The organism is Phenylobacterium sp. NIBR 498073, assembly GCF_027286305.1.
Classification (GTDB): Bacteria; Pseudomonadota; Alphaproteobacteria; order Caulobacterales; family Caulobacteraceae; genus Phenylobacterium.
The window spans coordinates 2,185,850-2,207,808 of sequence record NZ_CP114599.1 but is presented as its reverse complement, the minus strand read 5'-3'; the positions used below and the strand labels follow the sequence as shown (position 1 = coordinate 2,207,808).

Annotated in this window: 20 protein-coding genes; 7 read left to right on the top strand and 13 right to left on the bottom strand. The window is 68.3% G+C overall.

The genetic code is table 11. The features are described from left to right. From O4N75_RS11015 to O4N75_RS11005, 3 genes are all read right to left on the bottom strand, one after another. Positions 1 to 1,494, bottom strand: a complete 1,494-nt coding sequence (locus O4N75_RS11015; protein ID WP_269625607.1) for a hypothetical protein — start codon at positions 1,492 to 1,494, stop codon at positions 1 to 3. A 154-nt stretch (positions 1,495 to 1,648) separates the two neighbouring features. Further along, positions 1,649 to 1,957: a hypothetical protein gene (locus O4N75_RS11010; protein WP_267234050.1), complete on the bottom strand. Its 309-nt coding sequence runs from the start codon at positions 1,955 to 1,957 to the stop codon at positions 1,649 to 1,651. A 66-nt stretch (positions 1,958 to 2,023) separates the two neighbouring features. Then, positions 2,024 to 2,704: a GNAT family N-acetyltransferase gene (locus O4N75_RS11005; RefSeq protein ID WP_269625606.1), complete on the bottom strand. Its 681-nt coding sequence runs from the start codon at positions 2,702 to 2,704 to the stop codon at positions 2,024 to 2,026. Positions 2,705 to 2,794: 90 nt separating this feature from the next. Between O4N75_RS11005 and O4N75_RS11000 the strand changes: the two genes are divergently transcribed. Then, positions 2,795 to 3,241 (top strand): cupin domain-containing protein, encoded by a 447-nt coding sequence (locus tag O4N75_RS11000; protein WP_269625605.1) that lies wholly within the window; start codon positions 2,795 to 2,797, stop codon positions 3,239 to 3,241. A 35-nt stretch (positions 3,242 to 3,276) separates the two neighbouring features. Beyond that, entirely contained in the window at positions 3,277 to 3,558 is a 282-nt protein-coding gene (locus O4N75_RS10995) for a DUF2277 domain-containing protein (protein ID WP_269625604.1), read from the top strand. 39 nt (positions 3,559 to 3,597) lie between these two features. On the opposite strand, the gene O4N75_RS10990 is transcribed toward O4N75_RS10995, so the two are convergent. From O4N75_RS10990 to O4N75_RS10980, 3 genes are all read right to left on the bottom strand, one after another. Further along, positions 3,598 to 5,871 carry a TonB-dependent receptor gene (locus O4N75_RS10990; protein WP_269625603.1) on the bottom strand — a complete coding sequence of 758 codons (2,274 nt, stop codon included), beginning with the start codon at positions 5,869 to 5,871 and terminating at the stop codon, positions 3,598 to 3,600. A gap of 112 nt (positions 5,872 to 5,983) precedes the next feature. Next, positions 5,984 to 7,522: a M20/M25/M40 family metallo-hydrolase gene (locus tag O4N75_RS10985; RefSeq protein ID WP_269625602.1), complete on the bottom strand. Its 1,539-nt coding sequence runs from the start codon at positions 7,520 to 7,522 to the stop codon at positions 5,984 to 5,986. A gap of 357 nt (positions 7,523 to 7,879) precedes the next feature. Further along, a complete protein-coding gene (locus tag O4N75_RS10980; RefSeq protein ID WP_269625601.1) occupies positions 7,880 to 9,166 on the bottom strand; it encodes a cytochrome P450 in 1,287 nt (428 codons plus the stop codon). Between the two features lie 199 nt (positions 9,167 to 9,365). On the opposite strand from O4N75_RS10980, the gene O4N75_RS10975 reads away from it, so the two are divergent. Then, entirely contained in the window at positions 9,366 to 9,839 is a 474-nt protein-coding gene (locus O4N75_RS10975; protein ID WP_269625600.1) for a VOC family protein, read from the top strand. A 4-nt stretch (positions 9,840 to 9,843) separates the two neighbouring features. On the opposite strand, the gene O4N75_RS10970 is transcribed toward O4N75_RS10975, so the two are convergent. Then, on the bottom strand, positions 9,844 to 10,290 hold the full coding sequence (locus O4N75_RS10970; protein ID WP_269625599.1) for an Rrf2 family transcriptional regulator: 447 nt from the start codon (positions 10,288 to 10,290) through the stop codon (positions 9,844 to 9,846). Between the two features lie 85 nt (positions 10,291 to 10,375). Between O4N75_RS10970 and O4N75_RS10965 the strand changes: the two genes are divergently transcribed. Both O4N75_RS10965 and O4N75_RS10960 read left to right on the top strand, forming a co-directional pair. Then, positions 10,376 to 10,825 (top strand): globin domain-containing protein, encoded by a 450-nt coding sequence (locus O4N75_RS10965; RefSeq protein ID WP_269625598.1) that lies wholly within the window; start codon positions 10,376 to 10,378, stop codon positions 10,823 to 10,825. Positions 10,826 to 10,868: 43 nt separating this feature from the next. After that, the gene (locus tag O4N75_RS10960; RefSeq protein ID WP_267234035.1) at positions 10,869 to 11,447 is read left to right on the top strand and encodes a TetR/AcrR family transcriptional regulator; all 579 of its coding nucleotides are present in this window, start codon (positions 10,869 to 10,871) and stop codon (positions 11,445 to 11,447) included. Between the two features lie 6 nt (positions 11,448 to 11,453). Here the strand turns inward: O4N75_RS10960 and O4N75_RS10955 are convergent, their stop codons facing one another. Genes O4N75_RS10955 through O4N75_RS10945 form a run of 3 tightly spaced genes read right to left on the bottom strand, consistent with a single transcriptional unit; the run spans position 11,454 to position 13,812 of the window. Beyond that, positions 11,454 to 12,080: a CoA pyrophosphatase gene (locus O4N75_RS10955; RefSeq protein ID WP_269625597.1), complete on the bottom strand. Its 627-nt coding sequence runs from the start codon at positions 12,078 to 12,080 to the stop codon at positions 11,454 to 11,456. Between the two features lie 8 nt (positions 12,081 to 12,088). Continuing rightward, the gene (gene yghU, locus O4N75_RS10950; RefSeq protein WP_267234032.1) at positions 12,089 to 13,021 is read right to left on the bottom strand and encodes a glutathione-dependent disulfide-bond oxidoreductase; all 933 of its coding nucleotides are present in this window, start codon (positions 13,019 to 13,021) and stop codon (positions 12,089 to 12,091) included. A 32-nt stretch (positions 13,022 to 13,053) separates the two neighbouring features. Next, positions 13,054 to 13,812: a DsbA family protein gene (locus O4N75_RS10945; protein WP_269625596.1), complete on the bottom strand. Its 759-nt coding sequence runs from the start codon at positions 13,810 to 13,812 to the stop codon at positions 13,054 to 13,056. Between the two features lie 250 nt (positions 13,813 to 14,062). Here O4N75_RS10945 and O4N75_RS10940 point away from each other — a divergent pair, with 250 nt between their 5' ends. Together O4N75_RS10940 and O4N75_RS10935 are read left to right on the top strand one after the other, a co-directional pair. Then, complete coding sequence (locus tag O4N75_RS10940) at positions 14,063 to 14,635, top strand: CAP domain-containing protein (RefSeq protein WP_269625595.1); 573 nt, start codon at positions 14,063 to 14,065, stop codon at positions 14,633 to 14,635. A 264-nt stretch (positions 14,636 to 14,899) separates the two neighbouring features. Next, positions 14,900 to 15,736 (top strand): PEP-CTERM sorting domain-containing protein, encoded by an 837-nt coding sequence (locus tag O4N75_RS10935; protein WP_269625594.1) that lies wholly within the window; start codon positions 14,900 to 14,902, stop codon positions 15,734 to 15,736. A gap of 266 nt (positions 15,737 to 16,002) precedes the next feature. On the opposite strand, the gene ppdK is transcribed toward O4N75_RS10935, so the two are convergent. The 3 genes from ppdK to O4N75_RS10920 are packed head-to-tail and all read right to left on the bottom strand — an operon-like array spanning position 16,003 to position 21,939. Next, the gene (gene ppdK, locus O4N75_RS10930; RefSeq protein ID WP_269625593.1) at positions 16,003 to 18,699 is read right to left on the bottom strand and encodes a pyruvate, phosphate dikinase; all 2,697 of its coding nucleotides are present in this window, start codon (positions 18,697 to 18,699) and stop codon (positions 16,003 to 16,005) included. A 13-nt stretch (positions 18,700 to 18,712) separates the two neighbouring features. Beyond that, complete coding sequence (gene glyS, locus O4N75_RS10925) at positions 18,713 to 21,007, bottom strand: glycine--tRNA ligase subunit beta (protein ID WP_269625592.1); 2,295 nt, start codon at positions 21,005 to 21,007, stop codon at positions 18,713 to 18,715. Between the two features lie 2 nt (positions 21,008 to 21,009). Further along, on the bottom strand, positions 21,010 to 21,939 hold the full coding sequence (locus O4N75_RS10920) for a glycine--tRNA ligase subunit alpha (protein ID WP_269625591.1): 930 nt from the start codon (positions 21,937 to 21,939) through the stop codon (positions 21,010 to 21,012). Positions 21,940 to 21,959: the final 20 nt, after the last annotated feature.

Sequence of the window (21,959 nt, the reverse complement as noted above, 5' to 3'; positions counted from 1 at the left end):
TCAGATCTTGTCGGGATAGACCGGGGCGATGTCCACCGGGATGTCCTTCAAGGTCGCGATCACGCGCTCGGCCTCGGGGTCAAGCTTGGCGTACTTGTCGAAGAAGGCGTTCATGCCGGCGTAGTCGCCGTCGCCCTGCAGCTTGATCAGCTCGGCCAGCAGGCTGGTGAGGCCAGCCTGCATGGCGGCCTCGTCGACCCGGAAGCGCTTTGCGGCCGGATCCCAGACCAGGGCGCCCTTGGACTTCAGGTAGCCGTACTGCAGCGCAGCGCCGCGGCCGTGGGCCTCGCCGGCCCCGAAGCGGACCGCGCGGAAGACGCCGGCGGTGTAGCTGGCGAACAGCTGCGAGCGCTCGGCCTTGGGCAGTTCGCTCTTCTCCATCATGAAGAGGATGTTGTAGGCGCCCATGACGTCGGCCTTGGCCTCTTCCGCCGTGCCGGCGATTTCCTTGAGCTCGGCCGAGACCGTGGTCGGGCGGCCGTCGACGACGATCGAGCCCGGGCCGAGGCTGTGCGACAGCTCGTGGAACAGGGTTTCAAGCGTCATGTACTTCTTGCTGACCAGGGCGGCCTGGTCAGGCACGAGCACGCGCTCGCCCATCGGCTTGAGGATCCGCTCGTACTTGGCGCCGAGCACGTTGGAGAGCACGACCTTCTTGGCGCCCTTGGCCTCGCGCACGCGCTCGTCGTTGGGCAGGTTGAAGGCGATGGTTTGCGGGCCGATGGTGTTGTCGCCGCCGCCGCGCACCTGCTCGGCCACGGCGATGGGCGACTCGCCGCCGCGGGCGAAGTTCTTGTACTTGGCGTCGACCGGGAGGTTCTCCTCCATGGCCCGCAGGTAGCCCTTGTACTTGTCCAGCGCGCTGCTCTCGGCCGGATCCTTCAGGGTGACGAAGGCCTCGAACGCGGTCTTCTGGCCGTAGAGCTCGTCGGTATAGGTCTCATAGGGGCCGATCGCGACCTCGATCGGGGTGCCCGCCAGGTCCATCCAAGCCATTTCGGATTCGAAGTAGTCGTTGGACCGGAACGACTGCGCCCGCAGGGTCAGGAACTTCTTCAGGCTCGGGTTGGTGGTGATGGCCGCGGCCTTCTCCAGCAGGGCGGCGGCGCGGTCGAGCTCGGCCTTGTACTCGACGCTGTAAGGCGTGGTGACCAACTTGTCGCCCTGGCGCTTGACCACGGTGTAGCCGTCCATCAGCGCGGCCTTCTGGTCCGGATGGGCGGCGATGTAGGCGTCGAGCTCGGCCTTGGTCAGGCCGTCCGGATAGAAGCCGTGGCCCGGCCCCTGCCCCGCGGCCTGGCGCTTGTAGATGGCGGTCATCTCGTCGGCCGCCTGGATCAGCAGGTTGACCACCTGGCGCTCCTCGGCGTTCAGGAAGCCGGTCTCGACCTGCATCTCGATGCGAGCCAGGCCTTCGTTGGCGACGGGGGCGGCGGCCATGGCGGCCGTGGGCAGGCAAAGGGCCGCGATCAGCGGCGCAACGAACCTACGCATGTCAGTGATTTAGCTCCGAGAAGCCGCCTCCAAGGCGGCGTTTGCACGGAACCTAGAGCAAATCCGATCGCGTGGGATCGGGATTTTGCTTCTCTCTCGTTGAGGTTTGAGCATTTTCTTCGCCGAACCGGGGGCCGATTTGGCGGAAAATGCTCTAGCGGGGCGGCTCGCCGTCATCGAGGACGGTCAGCCGCCGCACGGTCAGTTCGTCGATCTCCAGGCGCTTGATCCGGGCCCGGCCGACCGACACGCGGCCGACGGCCAGCTTGCCGATCGCCAGCACCCCGACCGCGAAGGCCCCGAAGGCGATGGCCCCCAGCGCCAGGCTGCCCATCGCCCCCAGGCCGACGGCGCCGGCAGGCGTCGCGCGCGGGCCGACATAGACCGGATGGGCGCGCACGCGGCGCGGCGCGGCGTCCACGACGGCGACGGGGTTGCGGCGGGCCCGCAGTTCCAAGGCCATGTCTCTCTCCCTTTGGCGTGGGCCCTATGGCTTGGGGCGAGCCTAACCCCGCACGCGCCCGCAGCGCTAGCTGCTCGTCAGGGTGGTCATCACCAGCTCGCGGCGGAAATCGAAGCCCAGCGCCTGGTAGAGCGCGATGGCGCCGGTGTTGTGAGCGTAGGAATGCAGGAACGGGATCTCGCCCCGCGCGCGGATGCGGGCGGCGACCTCGAGCATCAGGCCGGCGGCGAAACCGCGGCCGCGATAGGCCGGATCGGTGCAGACGCCGCTGACCTCGGTGTAGCCGGGCGGCTGCATCCGCTCGCCGGCCATGGCCACCAGCCTGCCGTCCTCCTTGACCCCGACGAAGCGGCCGAGCTCGTGGGTGCGCGCGAAGAACGGGCCCGGCGCGGTCTGCGTCGCCAAGGCGAGCATCTGCGGGGCGTCGGCCGGCGTCAGCACCTCGATGGCGAAAGCCGGCTCGCCCACCGGGTTCGGCGCCTCGGCGACCATCTGCCAGCACAGCGCCTGGCTGCGGACCGCCAGCCCCGGCGCCGGCGGCGGCGGCTCGGCCTCGACCAGCGCCACGTCGCCCTGGGCGGCGACCAGGGCGGCTAGGTCCGCGAGGCGCTCGGGCGCGGCGTCCGGCAGCGCCGCGAACAGCCCGAAGTCGGGGCTAAATCGGACCGCCGCGCCGTGCTGCAGGGCGAGATGGGACTGGCGGTCGGTCAGGGCCGACCAGACCGGGCGATCGAGCGGATGGGGCATGGCGCCTGCATAGCCCCGCCAGCTGCCGGCGTCATGGCGAGCATCGCATAACGATGTTATCTTCACGCCTTCAAAGAGGAGCGCGCCGACATGGCCGAGCCAATCGTCGTCAAGCTGACCGACGGAGTGCGCCCGCTGAACGTCGTGGGCGAGCAGATCACCGTGCTCGCCAGCGGCGATCGCACCGGCAGCTACGAGGTCTTTCACCAGATCGGTCCCGAAGGCAGCGGCCCGCCGCCGCACAGCCATCCCTGGGACGAGGCGTTCTATGTCGTCGCCGGCGAGATCGCCTTCGGCATCGGCGAACAGGAGTTGGTCGCCCATGCGGGGGCCTTCGTTCACCTGCCGGCCGGAACCACCCACTGGTTCCGGTTCGGCAAGGGCGGCGGCGAGATGGTCTCGCTGACCTCGCGCGAGGGCGCCTCGCACATGTTCGCCGATTTCGACCGCGAGATTTCGCCGACCGCGCCGGAGCTCGACAAGCTCATCGAGCTGGGCCGGCCCTATGGACTGACGGTGGCGGTTCCGGCGGGATAGGCGAGCGACCGCCGAGGACAGGGAGACGCCGGGCCATGTGCCGCAACATCAAGACGCTGTTCAATTTCGACCCGCCGGCCACCGACGAGGAAATCCGCGACGCGGCGCTGCAGTTCGTCCGCAAGCTGTCCGGCTTCAACGCCCCCTCGAAGGCGAACCAGCAAGCCTTCGACGCCGCCGTCGACGAGGTCGCCGCGGCCGCTGGGCGGCTGTTCGAGGGACTTGAGACGTCGGCGCGGCCCAAGGACCGCGAGGAAGAGGCCGCCAAGGCCAAGGCGCGCTCGGCCGAGCGTTTCGGCGTCAGGCAACCTGCATAGCTGCGGGGACGGCGGGCCAGCCGCCGCCCCCGTCGCCGGTTACTGGAACGACTTGCGCAGGTTGACCCCGATGGTCCGCGGCGGGGCCGAGAACACCGAGGTGCGGCCCGCCGAGGTGGCGCCGACGCTCTTGGAGAAGATCGCCGCCTCGTCGAACAGGTTGGTCACGAAGAGGTAGGCGCCCCAACCGCCGGCGTCGGATTCGACGCCGACCCGGGTGTTGACCAGGTCATAGGCGTCGATCTTGCGGGCGTAGACGTAGCTCGTGCGCAGCTCGTTGTAGGAACTGCCCATGTGGTTGAAGTCGACGCGGGCGAAGCCGTTGAGGCCCTCGGTCAGCGGCCAGACGTACTGGGCCGAGATCGCGCCCTGGAACTTCGGCACGTAGGGGATGCGGTCGCCCTTCAGGCCGGCATTGGGGATGGTGGTCCCGCCGCCCGGCTGGTTCTCGGTCAGCTCGGCTTCCATGATCGAGAAGTTGCCGGTGATCGACAGGCCCGAGATCGGGTTCACCGCGCCTTCGACTTCCAGACCGCGGATGCGGGCCTTGCCGGCGTTGCCGATGTAGCTGAAGGCGCCGTTCGGGGTCAGGATCCGAACCTGCATGTCGCTCCAGTCGATCTGGAAGATGTCGGCGTTGAGGGTCGCGCGACGATCCCAGAAGGCCGACTTCACGCCGACTTCATAGTTCCAGAGCTGGTCCGACTCGTAGGGGGTCAGGTTGCCCGGCAGGCCGAGCACCTGGTTCGCGCCGCCCGGACGGTAGCCCTGAGAGGCCTCGGCGTAGAGCATGACGTCCGACGTGATCTTGTAGGAGCCGTTGAAGCGGAACACCCAGCCCTTTTCATTGGACTGGACGTGGGTCGGCGGGGTGACGACCGCGCCCACCAGGATCGACGGGACCAGCGTCTCGCCGATGATGTCCTTGGTGTACTTGAAGTAGCGGGCGCCGGCGGTGAGGTTGAGCTGCTCGTTGACGTCGAAGGACAGTTCGCCGAAGGCCGCATACTGCTTCAGGGTGTCGTCGATCACCCGGCCGGTCATGACCACTTCGGGCTCATAGAGCGCGCCGCTGCGCGGATCGACGCCGACCTGCGGGTTCCAGACGACAGTCTTGCGGTCCGAGAAGAAGCCGCCCGCGGTCCATTGCAGCGCGCTCTCGTAGTTCGAGGTGAAGCGCAGCTCGGCCGTGTAGGTGTCCATCTCCTGCTGCGGCTTCAGCACCGACGGGTACTGGGTGTCCACATAGGCGTAGTAGGCCGACAGCTGGTCGGTGCTGCAGGCGGCGCCGCGGTTGTAGAGCGCCTGGCAGCGGGCGGGCGTGCGGAAGCCCTGCATGAACTGGGTCACGTCCTGGGTGCTCATCAGCTCGCGGCGCATGTAGGAGGCCGAGCCCACCGCCGTGACCGGGCCCAGGTCCAGATTGGCCGTGACGCTGTAGAGATCCAGGTCGTCGGTCTGCGGCAGCTGGGTGCGGGCGTCGGACTTGTACTCGCCGACCGCGGGGAACCAGCTCGGGGCCTCGGCCTCGGTGCGGTTGATGTAGGCGGCCAGGTCGATGGTCAGGTTCTCGGTCGGCTCCAGGCGCAGCAGCGCCCGGCCGCCCCAGGTCTCCATCTCGTTGATGTCGCTGTCGTTGAGATAGGTGTTGTCGATGTAGCCGGCGGTTTCGCGATAGAAGCCGACGATACGCAGCGCGGCCTTGTCCTCGGCCAGCGGGACATTGAGCATCCCCTGCGCCTCATAGTTCCAGTCGCCGGCCCCCTCGGTCTTGGAGACCGCGCCGTCCAGGGCGGTTTCGAAGGTGTAGCTCGGCTTCTTGTAGATGGTGCGCAGGGTGCCGCCCATCGAGCCGGAGCCGTAGAGCGTGCCCTGCGGGCCGCGCAGCACTTCGACCCGCTCGACGTCGAACAGGCGCAGTTCCGGGGTCGAGCCGCCGGCGTTGTTGCCTGCGCCGATCGAGCCGGTCACCGGGGTTTCGTCATAATAGACGCCGACCGTCGGCTCGCCGGCGGCGTTGATGCCGCGGATCACGACGCGGCTGAACGACGGGCCGCTGTTGACGAAGGTCAGGCCGGGGACCGTCGCGCCGAGGTCGGCGATCGACTGCACGCCCGAATTGGCGATGGTCTCCGAGGTCACCGCCGAGATGGAGATCGGCGTGTCCTGCAGGTTGGTGGCGCGCTTCAGCGCGGTGACGACGACTTCCTCGACCGCGGGCGGCTGAGCCGACTGGGCCAGGGCCGCCCCGCCGACGGCGACGCTCGCCGAGGCGCTGAGCAAGGCTACGCGGAATGAACGTTGGACTGACATGATTGTGTGAACTTCCCCCAAGTATCGTGCCGCCGGGCCCGGCGGGCGCGGCGGCGGTCGTCAAAACTCTTGCTGGTCGTGAGCGCCGCCCCCGGGCGGGGGGCGGCCTCGGCTATTTCATTTCCGCCAGGGCGTAGAGGAACTGCGCCTGGGCCATGGTGGCGTCGACGTAGCCGGCCACCTTCGGGTTGGCCGAGTCGATGACGATGAACTCGTCCGGCGCGTGCGCGCCCGACCCGAAGCCGACCCCGAAGTGGATCGCCGGCTTGGCCACCGGCGGCTGGGTGAACAGCGAGCCCGGCCAGGAGCCGGGGCTGCGCGGCGACAGCGTCACCGGGATGCCCATCTTCTTGTAGGCGCCGAGCGCGGCCTGGACGACGCGGGCATCCTCGGCCGTCTCGGTGGGATCGTAGCCGCCCGAGACGTTGATCTGGACGTCCTGGAAGCCGCGCTTGTCCAGATGCTCGCGCAGCTGGCGGACGGTGTCCTCGTAGGTCTGGTTCGGCACCATGCGGATCTCGAGCTTGGCCTCGGCGCGGCTCGGCAGGATGCTCTTGCCGCCCGGCCCCGTGTAGCCGCCGACCAGGCCCTGCAGGTTGATCGTCGGCTGCGAGAGCAGCCGCTCGATCGACTTCTCGTAGCTCAGGTTGTCGATCCAGGCCTTGTTGCCGTAGGCCTGCTTGATCGCGGCTTCGTTGGTCTTCTGGGCGAGCTGGCCGATCAGCTCCTTTTCGCGCGCCGACAGCGGCCGGACCTTGTCCATGAAACCGTCGAGCGTCGGGGTGTTGCCGTCGGCGCTGGTCAGGGTGGCCAGGGCCTGGACCAGACGCCAGATCGGGCTGTCGATGCGGGCCTTCTCGGACGAGTGGATGTCGGTCTTCGGGCCGATGCCGGTCTTGGCGCCGTCGACGATCAGCTGCAGCTCGACCGGCCCCTTGGCGCCCAGCGTGAACGAAACCTCGCCGGTGGTGCGGTCCTGCGCCGGGCCGGGCACGTAGATGCCCTCGCACTTCTGCAGGATCGGCAGGACCTTCGGGTGGGTGGCGATCTGGCGGAAGTGCGGCGAGGCGATCTCTTCCTCGCCTTCACAGATCAGGGCGATGTTGACCGGCGGCTTCTTGCCGGCGGCGCGCATAGCCCGCAGGGCGTTGAGCAGCGCGATCTGGCCGCCCTTGGAGTTGGTGGCGCCGCGGCCCATCATCACCGTGCCGAACGGGGCCTTTTCGACCAGGCGGCCTTCGAGCGGCGGGCTCGACCATTCCTTGGGGTCGAACTGCTTCACGTCGTACATGAAGTAGACGCCGATCCAGCGCGGGGCGCCCACGTCGAGGGTGGCGAACACGCCGTCGACGCCGTCGGTCGGAATGATCTCGGCGGTCTTGAAACCGGCCTCCTTGGCGATCTTGGCCATATAGGCCGGACCTTCGGTGACGTTCAGCCCCTCAGCGGCGACCGTCGGAAGCGCGATCCATTCCTGAAGGCGCTTGATGGCGTCGGCCTTGTCGGCCTCGGCGGCCTTGCGGATCGCCGCGAGGTCGGCGCTCGCGGCGCTGGCCAGGCCGGGCGCAAGAAACGCGCCGGCCGCGGCGGCGGCGGCGCCGGCCATCAAGCTGCGACGGTCGGTCGAAGGGCGGTCGTACTGGTCGGACATTTCTACTCCCGGTGAGCGGCGCTCGTCTTACTGTCTTGCGCGATCCGCAAGCTCGCGATGGCGAAGCTTAAGGCCTCGCGACAGTGGCGCTACAGAGAAGTTCCCCGCCTGCCAAGTGATCTGGGCGACCTGACGCCTACAGAACCGCCAGACTGTTGCCCGGAGACTGCATTATTCTTGGCCGAGACCGGAAAGTTTCAAATGTAACCATAGAAACAACATGCCCGCCTTCTGGCCGCATGAAGCAAGGACATGCCCAAAGCTGAGCTCAAAACGAAAGGGGCCGAGCGCTCCAGACGCTCGACCCCGATCTCCCCGCGCCGTCATGAAGCCGGCGCGCCCCTCCCCGTCTCCGGGTCAGACTCGATGCGGAATGATCACCGGCAGGGTCTCGAACCCGTGCACGAAGGCTGACCAGTTCAGCGTGGGCTCGCCGACGACCTTGATCTCCGGGAAGCGCTTGAGGATTTCTTCCCAGATGATGGTCAGCTGCATCTCGGCGACTCGGTTGCCCACGCAGCGGTGGACGCCGAAACCGAAGGACATGTGCTGGCGCGGCCGCTCGCGGTCGATGATGTACTCGTTCGGACGATCGACCATCTCTTCGTCGCGGTTGCCCGAAATGTACCACATGGCGACGCGGTCGCCCTTCTTGATGGTCTTGCCGCCGAGCTCGACGTCGCGCGTGGCCACGCGGGCCATGTGGGCGAGCGGGGTCTGCCAGCGGATCGTCTCGGACACCATCGAGAGCACCAGGTCCGGGTTGGCCCGCAGCTTGGCGTACTGGTCCGGGTTCTTGTTCAGCGAGTAGACGCTGCTGGAGATGGTGTTGCGGGTGGTGTCGTTGCCGCCGACGATCAGGAGGATGACGTTGCCCTGATAGGTGGCCAGCTCCATATCGCGGGTGGCCGGATTGTGCGCCAGCATCGAGATCAGGTCGCCGGCCGGTTCGGCGTTGACGCGCTGGTCCCACAGCTCCTGGAATGCGGAGAAGCACTCCATCATCGCCTGGCCCTTGTGCTCCCAGCTCTTCACCGGCCCGTGCCCGGGCTGGTTGGTGACCATGTCCGACCAGTAGGTCAGCTTGCGGCGGTCCTCGAACGGGAAGTCGAACAGGGTGGCCAGGGTCATGGCCGTCAGTTCCTTCGACACCAGGTCGACCCAGTCGAACTCCTTGCCGATCGGCAGCGAGTCGAGGATCTGGCCGGCGCGCTCGCGAACCAGCGGGGCCATGTTGTGCAGGTTCGAGGGGGCCACCGTCGGGCTGACCGCCTTGCGCGCATGGCTGTGATGCGGCTCGTCCATGGTGATGAAGCCGGCGCCGCCGCGGCGGCGCACGCCCATGACCTTTTCCTGCTCGGCCATCGCCACCTGATTGATCAGGGTGATGCCCTCGGCCGAGGAGAAGGACTCATGGTCGGTGTCGACCGCCATGATGTCGTTCCACTTGGTGATCGACCAATAGGGGCCGTACTCGCTGTCCGGCGTGAAGTGGACGGGATCTTCGCGGCGCAGGCGCTCGAACACCGGCCAGATGGTGTCGTCGTAGAAGCGCGACACCTTGGCGGGGTTGAGCTGCTCCAGCGGCATGGCGGCGATTTCGGCGGCCGCATCGGCAGCGGTAATCTTGGCGGAGATATTCATGGCTTCCTTCCCAAGTCGCCCGCCCTCTTTTGCTCTCCCCGGCGACGTCGCCGCCGGGTCTGCGGACTTTCCGGAAGGTTGAGCGCAGACCGGCCCTATGTCAACGGCGATTGACTTAGCAATCGGACGCATGCGGCGAACGCGGCGGCGTGGCGCACGTTATGAGCGGACGCCCGCAGCGGGCGACCAGGGGACCGCCATGGCCAAGAACACGATCTGCATCTGGTACGACACCGACGCCGAAGCCGCCGCGCGCTTCTACGCCCAGACCTTTCCCGACAGCGCCGTGACCGCGGTGCGCCGCGCGCCCGGCGACTATCCTTCCGGCAAGGAAGGCGACGTGCTGACCGTCGAATTCACCGTCGCAGGCGTCGCCTGCATCGGCCTGAACGGCGGCCCGACCTTCAAGCAGGACGAGGCGTTCTCGTTCCAGATCGCCACCGACGACCAGGCCGAAACCGACCGCTACTGGAACGCCATCGTCGCCAATGGCGGCACGGAGAGCGCCTGCGGCTGGTGCAAGGACCGCTGGGGCGTCTCCTGGCAGATCACCCCGCGGACCCTGACCGAGGCCATGGCCGCCGGCGGGGCGGAGGCCAAGCGCGCGTTCGAGGCGATGATGACCATGGGCAAGATCGACGTCGCGGCGATCGACGCGGCCCGGCGCGGCTGAGCCCTCAGCCCGGCGAGGCCGGGTCCGAACGGGTCGCCGCGCTCCACGCGGAAAAGGCCGGTCGCGCCGATTGGGCCGCAACCTCCAGCGTCGTCCGGTCGAGGACGGCCATGAACGCGCCGACGGCCTCGGCCAGGATGCTGCTGGTTTCGCAGCCGAGCCGCAGCTGGCAGTTGGCGCAGTCGGCCATGCGCATGCCCGGCTCCAGGGCGCGCACGACATCGCCCACCGTCATCTCCGCCGGCGAACGGGCGAGTTCGACCCCGCCGTTGCGGCCGCGCAGGCTGCGGATGAAGCCGGCCCGGACCAGCGCCTGAGCGACCTTGGCCACGTGATTGTACGACAGCTGCTGCTCGGCCGCGAAGCTGGGCAGCGAGATCGGGCCGCCGCCCGTCCGCGTCAGGACGATCAGGAGGCGCAGGCCGAAATCGGTGTGCTGGGTGAGCTGCATGCCAGGATCTATGTGGAAAACGCGCTTGCGATAATCAAGCAACTATAATACCGGCTTTTTATATACCACTTTAATGGAGACTCGAATGCGCGTCGCTTCCGCTCAGGCCATGGCCATCGTCAAGTCCACCGCTCCCGCCATTCAGAAGCATGGCCTGGAGATCACGACGGCGATGTACGCCCGGCTGTTCCAAGATGCGGAAATCGCCGCGATGTTCGATCGCGCGGCCCAGGAAAGCGGCGAACAGCCGCGGCGGCTGGCCGGCGCCATCCTCGCCTACGCCAAGAACATCGACCACCTGGAGAACCTCGGCCCGGCCGTGCAGGTCATGGTGGCGCGGCACGTCGACACCGGCGTGAAGCCCGAACACTATCCGCATGTCGCCAACGCCCTGCTGCCGGCGATCCGCGAGGTGCTGGGCGCCGACGTCGCCACCGACGAGGTGCTGTCGGCCTGGGGCGAGGCCTATTGGATGCTGGCCGACATCCTGATCGCGGCCGAGGCCCAGGCCTACGAGGACGCCGAAGCCGCCTGAGGCCGGGGTGTCGCGCCGCGCGGCTTGGTGTACACAACGCTCGATGACAGAGACGCTGGTACGCCAAGGCCCCCGCCGGCGCGACGCCGAAGCCACCCGCGCGGCCATACTGAAGGCGGCGAAGAAGCAGTTCGCGCGCACCGGCTATGACTGCACGCTGCGCGACATCGCCGGCGAGGCAGGCGCGGACGTGGCGCTGGTCAAACGCTACTTCGGCGGCAAGGAAGCGCTGTTCGTCGAGGCGCTGAAGGACTCCTTCCAGGCCAATGAGCAGTTGGACTGGAACCGGGCGACCTTCGCCGGAGAGATGGCGCGGATGCTGGCCGGCAGCCCGCATGCCGACGAGGCGCGGACCCAGCGGTTTCAGTTCCTGCTGCGGGCGGCGACCTCGCCGGCGACGGCACCGTTCCTCAACACCCTGGTGCAGGAGCGCCTGATGGCGCCGATCCGCAACTGGATGGGCGGGGCCGACGCCGAGGCCCGCGCCCGGGTGCTGGCCGGCGTCTATATCGGCTTCCTGGTGGAACGCCTGATCCGCGGCGAGGCTCTGGAAGGCCGCGAGCGCGAGGTGTTCGTCGCGCAGGTCACGGCGGTGTTCAACACCCTGATCGCCGAGGACTAAGCCGCCTCAGCGCCAGGCGAAGACCGGCTGGTCGAGGTCGGCGACGCGGGTGACGCGGCCGGCGACGATCTCGCGCAGCTGATAGATCAGCGCCGCGGTGGGCGCGTGGATGTGGTGCTCGCCGAGATTCAGCCGGATCAGCGGCCGCTCGCTCTCAGGGATCGTCTCGAACGCCACCGCGTCGTCCCCAGCGATCTGGTCGAGCCGGAAGCGGTGGACGGACGCCACCTCGTCCGGATTGGGGGCCAGCGCGCGGGCGTCGTCCAGCCAGGTCACGACCGGGGCGATCGCATAGCCCGACCGGCTGGCGTAGTCGTCCAGAACGCCGAGGATGTTCGACGGCGCCAGCTGGACGCCGAGCTCCTCGTGCAGTTCGCGCAGCGCCGCCTGCTGCAGGGTCTCGCCGTCGTCGCAGCGCCCGCCCGGCAGGGCCCACTGGCCGGCGTGGGCGCGCAGGGTCGCCGAGCGGCGGGTCAGCAGGAAAGCCGTCTCCCCCGAGCCGTCGCCGGCGTCCACCAGGGTGATCGCCACCGCCGCGTGCTTGAGCTGGGGCCCCTCGTAGGCCAGGCGGGGAAACGCCTGGCAGCGGGCGGCCAGTTCGGTCCGGAAGGCGGTGGTGAACGGATAGCTCATGCCCCGCCCTACTCCACCGATTGCAGCTTGTCCTGGGTCTTGGTGTCGAAATCGGCGGCGTCGTGGCGTTCGGCGAGCTGGGTCGACGGTTCGCCCCAGGTGCGGTTGACCATGCGGCCGCGCTGGACGGCCGGGCGTTCGGCGATCTGGTCGGCCCAGCGCAGAACGTTCTTGTACTCGTGCACGGCCAGGAACTCGCCGGCCTCGTAGAGCACGCCCTTGGCGAGGCCGCCGTACCAGGGCCAGATGGCGATGTCGGCGATCGTGTACTCGGCGCCGGCGATGTACTCGCTCTCGCCCAGCCGGCGGTCGAGGACGTCGAGCTGGCGCTTGGTCTCCATGGCGAAGCGGTCGATGGCGTATTCGATCTTGGTCGGGGCGTAGGCGTAGAAGTGGCCGAAGCCGCCGCCGAGATAGGGCGCGCTGCCCATCTGCCAGAACAGCCAGGACATGGTCTCGGCGCGCGCCGCCGGGTCGGTCGGCAGCAGGGCGCCGAACTTCTCGGCCAGGTGGACCAGGATCGCGCCGGATTCGAACACTCGGATCGGGGTCGGCCCGCTGCGGTCGAGCAGCGCCGGGATCTTGGAGTTGGGATTGATGTCGACGAAGCCGCTGCCGAACTGGTCGCCGGCGCCGATGTTGATCAGCCAGGCGTCGTACTCAGCGCCCTTGTGGCCAAGGGCCAGCAACTCCTCGAGCATCACCGTGGCCTTGATCCCGTTGGGGGTGGCCAGGGAATAGAGCTGCAGCGGATGGCGGCCGACCGGCAGTTCCTTGTCGTGGGTCGGGCCGGCGATGGGACGATTGATGCTGGCGAAGCGCCCGCCGTTTTCCTTGTTCCAGGTCCAGACCTTCGGCGGAGTGTAGTCGGTCATCAGCGGGCTCCAGGCGTGCGGGCGGGCGCCCGCGAGTTGCGGCTTGTTCGGTTCAAGGTGGGGCATGGCGCGCCCCACGCCAAGGGCGCGACGCGCCGCTAGTGCCCGAACGGATTGCGGGTCAGCACCTCGCCGACGCTGGACAGCGCCGAGGCCCGGGCCCGGGCGATGGCCGTTTCGAGCCGCTCGATGTCGGCGCCGGGAATGACCTCGCCGGCCACGACGAAGGTCGGGGTGCCCTTCAGATTGAGCTTCAAGGCCAGCTCGCGGGTGTCGGCGATCTGCTCGGCGATCGCCGGGTCGCGGGCGGCGGCCTCTACGTCGCGCGCGTTGAGGCCCAACTGCCCAAGGATGCGGTCGGTCCGGGCCGGGTTGAGGTCCTTCTGCGCCATCAGCGCGCGGTGCAGCACCAGGCCCTTGGCCTTGCCCTGGGGCGTCAGGGCCGCGCGGGCCGCATAGTCCGAGGCGCTGCCGAACACCGGATACTGCTTGAAGACGAAGCGAACATCGCGGTTGGCCGCGATCAGCCGCTCGACATCGGGCGCGACGGCGCGGCTGTAGGGACAGCGGTAGTCGAAGAACTGGACGACCGTCGCGCGGCCGTCGGGATTGGCGACGAAGTCGCGCGCGTCGCGCTCCAGCGCCGGCTGCGCCTTGGCGAGCACGGCCCGGGCCTTGGCGGCCTTCTCGGCCTGCAGCTTGGCCGCGGCGTCGCGGATGACCTCCGGGTGCTCAAGCAGGTAGGCGCGCAGGCGGCGATCAAACGCCGGGTCGTTCTGGACCGGCGCCTTCTGCGGCCCATCGCAGCCGGCCAGCGACAGCAGGGCGGCGGCGACCAACAATTGCTTCAAGTTCATCACGCCCGTCCCTTGCCCGATCGGCGGCATCCGCTCGCCACGCCGAATCGAGGCCGTTCCAGATATTGACTTCGCGTTAAGGTAACCAGGATTGTAACCATTACTCTTAAGTTGAAATACATCGCGATACTGCAGTCTTCGCCCAGGAAATCGATGGGCGAAACAATTGAAACCGCGCTTCCTACATCCCGTTCTACTCGCCGCACTGGGGGCCGCCCTGTGCGCACCGACCACGGCGAGCGCCGGGCCGATGGAAGACGCGATCCTCGCCGAGATCAACTTCGCCCGCGCCTACCCCCAGGAATACGCCCGACGCCTCGAGCGTGAACCGGTCACGCGCTGGGAGCAGGCCTTGATCGACGCCGGCGAACCGGCCGACCACGCCGCCTATATCGAAGCGGTGCAGTTCCTCAAGCGCCAGCGTCCGCTGCCGCCGCTTCGGCCCGACGACAGCCTGGCCTCGGCAGCGCTGGAGCATGTGTCGCTGCAGGGGCCGGTCGGGGCCATCGGCCACGCCAGCGCCGACGGCGAACGCTTCTACGACCGCGTGCGCCGGCACGGCGCGGCGCCGGCGATGGCCGCCGAGAACATCGCCTACGGCCCGCCCTCCCCTGAGGACGTGGTGCGCGCCCTGATCATCGACAGCGGCGTCCCCGACCGCGGGCACCGGACCAACATGTTCACCGCCGCCTTCAAGGTGGCCGGCGTCAGCTGCGGCCCGCACCGCGACTATGAGACCATGTGCGTGATGGACTTCAGCGCCGCGGCCTCGCCGCGCATCATCACCGCGCAGCTGGACAGAATACTCGCCGCTGACGAGTAATCTTACCGGCGAATCAGCGCGGCGCATCTTCATGGCGATTCTCCTGCAACGCGAAACTTGCGCGTGAGGCACGATGCGTAGCAACGGCGCAACGTTAACGGGATTGCATGCTTTACAATTGATTACGCCGGTTTCCCCGAACGTCGTCATACTATAAGGTGGAGTTTGAAAGGTTCGCCTCTAGATAGTGGCGAGCCGGCGCGAAAGCGCCTCATGGAGCGTCGTCGTCGTCAGCGGCGAGCTCGTTAATCTGGGGGGTACGACATGGCGATCGCCAAATATGTCGTCATGGGTGCGATTCTGAGTACGGCCGCCGCTACGCCGGCCGCCGCCGAAGATTGCTTCATCAAGGTCTCGCGACCCGCCGTCGCCAAGCCGGCGGCGCCGAAGGCCGCCAAGCCGGCCCGCGCGCTCAAGCCCGCCAAGGCCAAGCCGGCCGCCAGCGTGCAAGCCCGCAAGCCGGTCGCCAAGCCGCGCACCGCCGTGGCCGCGGCCAAGCCCGCCGCGCCGATGAAGAAGCTTCCGGAGTCGTCGTACACGATGCGCACGGCCTATGTGCCGGCCCCGCCGTCGACCGAATGCGACACCAAGCCGTCAATCATGGCGGCCCTGCCGCCTGAAGCCCGTCCGCCGGCCCAGCGCCTGCTGGACGAAGTCGCCGGTCCGCCGGCCGAGATCGCCGACGCCTCCCCGCCGATGACCCTGGCCGCCCTGCCGGTCGGCGGCGGCGGTGGATTCCCGTCGGTGTTCGGCCCGCGCGGCGGCGGTGGCGGCGGCGGCACGTACGTCCCGCCCGGCGAAGAAGAACCGACGCCTCCTGGCCCTGGCCCCGGACCCGGCCCTGATCCGGGTCCCGGTCCTGGCCCTGATCCGGGCCCAGGTCCCGGCCCCGGCCCCGGTCCTGATCCGGGTCCTGGCCCTGGTCCCGGCCCCGGTCCTGATCCGGGCCCCGGCCCTGGTCCCGGTCCCGGTCCCGGACCTGGCCCCAGCCCGATCCCTGAGCCTGGCACCTGGCTGATGATGATCGTCGGCTTCTTCGGCCTGGGCTCGATGGTGCGCCGCTCGCGCGCCGACGAGCGGGCCCGCGGCAAGGTCGCCTAGGACCCTCCGAGGACTAAGCCTGAAACAAGAAAGGCCGCGCTGATCGTGCGGCCTTTTTCGTGGCTGGAGCGTTGGGATCCGCTTCGCATCCGCTCGTGGAAGCCTAGCAGGCCTTTCCCATACGCGCCGACGAGCGGGCCCGCGGCAAGGCCGCCTAAGACCTTCCAGGGGCTAAGTCTGAAACAACAAAGGCCGCGCTGATCGCGCGGCCTTTTCGTGTCTGGCGCATTTGGGGCCCGCCGCGAGGCGGGCCCGGTCGCGGAAGACTAGCGGTCCTTCTCCATGCCGCCGACGGCGGCCTGAGCCGCGGCCAGACGGGCGATCGGCACCCGGAACGGCGAGCAGCTGACGTAGTCGAGGCCGACCGTCTCGCAGAACTCGATCGAGGCCGGGTCGCCGCCATGCTCGCCGCAGATGCCGAGCTTGACGTTCGGACGCACCGCCCGGCCGCGCTCGGCGGCGATGCGGATCAGGTCGCCGACCCCTTCCTGGTCGAGGCTGACGAAGGGGTCCTTTTCGAAGATGCCCTTTTCCAGATAGGCGCCCAGGAACCGGCCGGAGTCATCGCGGCTGATGCCGAAGGTCGTCTGGGTCAGGTCGTTGGTGCCGAACGAGAAGAACTCGGCGTTGTCGGCCAGGTCGCCGGCCCGGATCGCCGCGCGCGGCAGTTCGATCATGGTGCCGACCTGATACTCGATCTCGCGGCCGCGTTCCTTCAGCACCGCCTGTGCGGTCTTGTCAGTCAGCTGGCGCAGGAAGCGCATCTCTTCGCCCTTGGCGACCAGCGGGTGCATGATCTCCGGGATCGGGGCGGCCTTGCCGCTTTCGGCGATCTCGCAGGCCGCCTCGAAGATGGCCCGGACCTGCATCTCGTAGATTTCCGGATACGAGACGCCCAGGCGGCAGCCGCGGTGGCCCAGCATGGGGTTGGTCTCGTGCAGTTCCTTGGCCCGGCGCATCAGCTTGGCGGCGTCGAGGCCGGTGGCGTCGGCGACGGCCTGGAGATCGGCCTCGGTGTGCGGCAGGAATTCGTGCAGCGGCGGGTCGAGCAGCCGGATGGTGACCGGCAGCCCTTCCATGATCGTGAACAGCTCGACGAAGTCGTTGCGCTGCATCGGCAGGATCTTGGCCAGGGCGTTGCGACGGCCGGCCTCGTCGTCGGCGAGGATCATCTCGCGCACGGCGGCGATGCGGTCCTCGTCGAAGAACATGTGCTCGGTGCGGCAGAGGCCGATGCCCTCGGCGCCGAACTGGCGGGCGGTGCGCGCATCGAGCGGGGTTTCGGCGTTGGCGCGGACCTTCAGGCGGCGGACCTTGTCGGCCCAGCCCATAAGGGCGGCGAAGTCGCCGGTCAGCTCGGGCTCGATCATCTGGACCGCGCCGGCGAGGATTTCACCGCGCGAACCGTCGATGGTCAGGATGTCACCGGTCTTGAAGACGCGGCTGCGCACGCGCAGTTCGCCGGCCTTGGTGTCGATCTGCAGTTCGCCGGCGCCCGAGACGCAGGGACGGCCCATGCCGCGGGCGACGACCGCCGCGTGGCTGGTCATGCCGCCGCGGGCGGTGACGATGCCGCGGGCGGCGTGCATGCCGTGGATGTCTTCAGGGCTGGTCTCGTCACGGACCAGGATCACCGCCTCGCCGGCCGAGCCGAGTCGCTCGGCCTCGTCGGAGTTGAAGACGATCTTGCCGGTGGCCGCGCCGGGCGAAGCCGGCAGGCCGGTGGTGACCACGTCGCGCGGGCTGGCCGGGTCGATGGTCGGGTGCAGCAGTTGGTCGAGGCTGGCGGGCTCGACCCGCATGATCGCCTCTTCCTGCGTGATCAGGCCCTCGCTGGCCAGGTCCACCGCGATCTTCAGCGCCGCCTTGGCGGTGCGCTTGCCGTTGCGGGTCTGCAGCATATAGAGCCGGCCCTGCTCGACCGTGAACTCGATGTCCTGCATGTCGCGATAGTGCTTTTCGAGCTTCTCGACGACGGCCTTGAACTGCAGGAAGACCTCCGGCAGCGCCTCTTCCATCGAGAGCGCCTTCTCGCCCATCTCCTCGCGGGCGATCTTGGTCAGGGCCTGGGGCGTGCGGATGCCGGCGACGACGTCCTCGCCCTGAGCGTTGATCAGGAACTCGCCGTAGAGCCGCGCTTCGCCGGTCGACGGGTTGCGGGTGAAGGCGACGCCGGTGGCCGACGAGTCGCCCATATTGCCGAACACCATCGACTGCACATTGACGGCGGTGCCCCAGCTTTCCGGGATGTCGTGCATGCGACGATAGAACTTGGCCCGGTCGTTCATCCAGCTGGCGAACACGGCGCCGACGGCGCCCCACAGCTGGGCGTGCGGGTCCTGCGGGAACGGCTGGCCCAGCTCCTGCTGGACGGCGGCCTTGTAGTCGGCGACGACCTTTTCCCAGTCCTCGGCGGTCAGGCCGGTGTCGACGGTGACGTCGAGGCGTTCCTTATGCTCGTCGAGGATCTCCTCGAACATGTGGTGGTCGAGGTCGAGCACCACAGCTGAGTACATCTGAATGAAGCGGCGATAGCTGTCGAAGGCGAAACGGCGGTCGCCGGACAGCTTGGCCAGGCCTTCGACGGTTTCATCGTTCAGACCGAGGTTGAGGACGGTGTCCATCATCCCCGGCATCGAGGCGCGGGCGCCCGAACGGACCGAGACCAGCAGCGGGTTGGCGGTGTCGCCGAACTTCTTGCCGGTGATCGTCTCGACCACGGCGAGGCCGGCCACGACCTGGTCCTTGAGCTCGGCCGGGTACTGCTTGTCGTTGGAATAGTAGTGGACGCAGGCCTCGGTGGTGATCGTGAAGCCCGGCGGCACCGGCAGGCCCAGCGAAGACATCTCGGCGAGGTTTGCGCCCTTGCCGCCGAGGAGGTTCTTCATCGAGGCGTCGCCATCGGCGCTGCCGCCCCCGAAGGAATAGACCCAGCGCGACTTGGTCAGCGTATCGGTCGACATTCCTAAGGCCTCCTTAGCCCGTCACTTGCGAGAAGTCCGCGACCCGTTCCATGAGATCGCGAACCTGCACGAGAAGACGCAGGCGGTTCTCACGTTCCGCCGCGTTTTCAGAATTCACTAGCACCGCCTCGAAGAAGGCGTCGACCGGCGCGCGCAGTCCCGAGAGGGCACGCATGGCATCGGCGAAGTCTTCCTGCTGCAAGGCCTGCGCCACGGCCGGCTCGGCGGCCTGGAGGGCGGCGATCAGGGCCCCCTCCTCCTTCGGCGCGGCCGGCATGCCGACGGCAGGGCCAACCGGCAGCTCGCCCTTCTTCTCCTCGGCCTTGAGGATGTTGCCGGCGCGCTTGTAGCCGGCCAGCAGGTTCTGGCCGTCGGCGCCGGTCAGGAAGTGGTCGAGCGCCTCGACCCGGGCGACGATGCGCACCAGGTCGTCGTCGCCGAGCGCGAACACCGCGTCGACCAGATCGTGACGCTTGCCCTGGTCGCGCAGGGCGACCTTGAACCGGTCGGCCATGAAGCCCATGACTTCGTCGGCGACCACGCCGTAGGGGCGGAACTGGTACTGGACCTCGCCCTCCGGCGGATCCCCGGCCGCGGCCGAGCGGTCGAAGCGGATATCGAAGTCCTCGGTCGTCGAAACGACGTAGGGCACGCCTTCGAGCAGCGCGTTCTCGAATTCCTCGACATAGGTCTCGAAGACTTCCGACGGCGAGCGGTAGGCAGGGCCGAGATAGCCGGTGGTGCGGCGGGTCGAGACGTAGAGCGCACGGCCCGGATCGACGTAGCAACGCAGCGACTTGTACCAGTCGGCGACGAGCTCGCGCACCGGGGCGCGGGCCTCGGAGCCCAGCAGGATGCGGATAATGCCGAGGGCGGCGCGGCGCAGGGCGTAGGGGTCGCGCGAGCCGGTCGGCTTTTCGTCGATGGCGAAGAAGGCGACCAGGGTGTCGAGCTTCTCGGCGATGGCCACAGCCATGGTCACCGGGGTGTCGGGCGCCTCGTCCTTGGCGCCGACCGGCCGGTAGTGGTCGCGGATGGCGTCGGCGACGACCGGGCTGATCTTCTCTTCGCGGGCGTAGTAGCCGCCCATCAGGCCCTGGAGTTCGGGGAACTCGCCGACCATGCCGGTCGCGAGGTCGGCCTTGGACAGGCGCGCGGCCAGCACCGCCTTGGGGACGTCGGCGCCGACCCGGGGCGCGATCGCCTTGGCCAGCAGTTCCAGCCGCTCGACACGCTCGGCCAGGGTGCCGAGCTTGGCGTGGAAGGTGACGCCGGACAGCTTGGACAGCCGCTCCTCGAGGGTGACCTTGCGGTCCTCGTCCCAGAAGAAGCGCGCGTCGTTGAGGCGGGCGGAAAGCACCTTGGCGTTGCCGCGGGCGATCTCCTTGCCGCCGTCGGCCGCCTCGATGTTGGCGACGGTCAGGAAGTTCGGAGCCAGTTTACGGCCGCCGTTGCCGTTCCCACGGCTGGGATCGGAGACGGCGAAGTACTTCTGGTGCGTGCGCATCGAGGTGCGGATCACCTCCGGCGGCAGGTCCAGAAAGGCAGGGTCCATGTCGCCGAGCACCGGAGTCGGCCATTCGGCGAGGCCCGCGACCTCGTCCAGCAGGCCGTCGTCGTCGACCAATTCCAGGTTGCGCGCAAAGCAGAGGGTGCGCGCGCCGTCCATAATGCGGTCCTTGCGCTCCTCGGGATCAAGGATCACGAAGTGCGCGGCCAGCTTGTCGCGGTAGGAATCGAAGTCCTTCACCTTGAAGGGCTTGCCCGAGCCCATGAAGCGGTGGCCCTCGGTGACGTCGCCGGCCTCGACGCCGTCGATGTTGAACGGCACGACCGCGCCGTCAAACAGGAAGACGATCCGCTTCAGCGGCCGCACCCAGCGCAGCGTGCCGCGGCCCCAGGTCATCGACTTCGGCCACGGGAAGTTGCGGATCACGTGGTCGAGGATCTCGGCGGCGATCTCGGCGGTCGGGCGGCCCTTGCGGTGGATGTGGGCGAACCACACCCCGTCCTTCTCGGTGAGCTGGTCGCGGGTCAGGCCGGTCGAGCGCAGGAAGCCGTCGATGGCGGCGTCGGGGGCGCCGACGCGCGGGCCCTTGCGCTCCTCGTGGCGGTCACCCTGGGCCGCCGGCAGGCCTTCGGCCACCAGGGTCAGGCGGCGCGGACCGGAGAAGGTCTTCAGCCCCTCCGGCAGCAGGCCCTGCTCGGCCAGCCGCTCGCGGAACATGCGGTCGAGGTCGCGCGCGGCCTGCACCTGCATGCGCGCGGGAATCTCTTCGGAGAACAGTTCGATCAGCAATTGCGGCATGGTCAGGCCTTCGCCACGTCGTCGGACTTCGCGGCGTTTCCGCCCTCGTTTTCAACCCAGGCTTCGGCGCACATCTTGGTCAGGTCGCGGATGCGGCCGATGTAGCTCTGGCGCTCGGCCACGGCGATCGCGCCGCGGGCGTCCATCAGGTTGAACAGGTGGCTGGCCTTGAGCACGTGGTCGTAGGCCGGCAGCACGGTGCGCTGGCCCTGGGGGCCGCGGCCCTCCAGGATGCGCGGCACCTGCCGTTCCATATCCTCGAACTGACGCTTCAGAGTGTCGACGTCATAGAGGTGGAAGTTGGCTTCCGACTGCTGGCGTTCGTTTTCAAGGAACACGTCGCCATAGGTCATCGGCAGCGGGCCGTCCGGATCGTTGAACGCCAGGTCGGTGAAGTGGTCGACGTTCTGCAGGTACATGGCCAGGCGCTCGAGCCCGTAGGTCAGTTCGCCGGCCACCGGCCAGACGTCCAGGCCGCCCACCTGCTGGAAATAGGTGTACTGGGTGACTTCCATGCCGTCGCACCAGACTTCCCAGCCCAGGCCCCAAGCGCCGACGGTGGGGTTTTCCCAGTCGTCCTCGACGAAACGGATGTCGTGCAGGCGGGTGTCGAGGCCGATCGCCTCCAGGCTGCCCAGATAGAGCTCCTGCAGGTTGTCCGGGTTCGGCTTCAGGATCACCTGATACTGGTAGTAGTGCTGCAGCCGGTTCGGGTTCTCGCCATAGCGCCCGTCGGCCGGGCGGCGCGAGGGCTGCACATAGGCCGCGCGCCAGGGTTTGGGTCCCAGGGCGCGAAGCACCGTCGCCGGATGAAGCGTACCCGCCCCCACCTCGACGTCATGGGGCTGCAGAATCACGCAGCCCTGGCGGCTCCAATAGTCATGCAGCTTCAGGATAAGACCCTGAAACGAAAGCGGCTTATCGGCTGGCATTGGTTGGGGTTTCGCAGGCG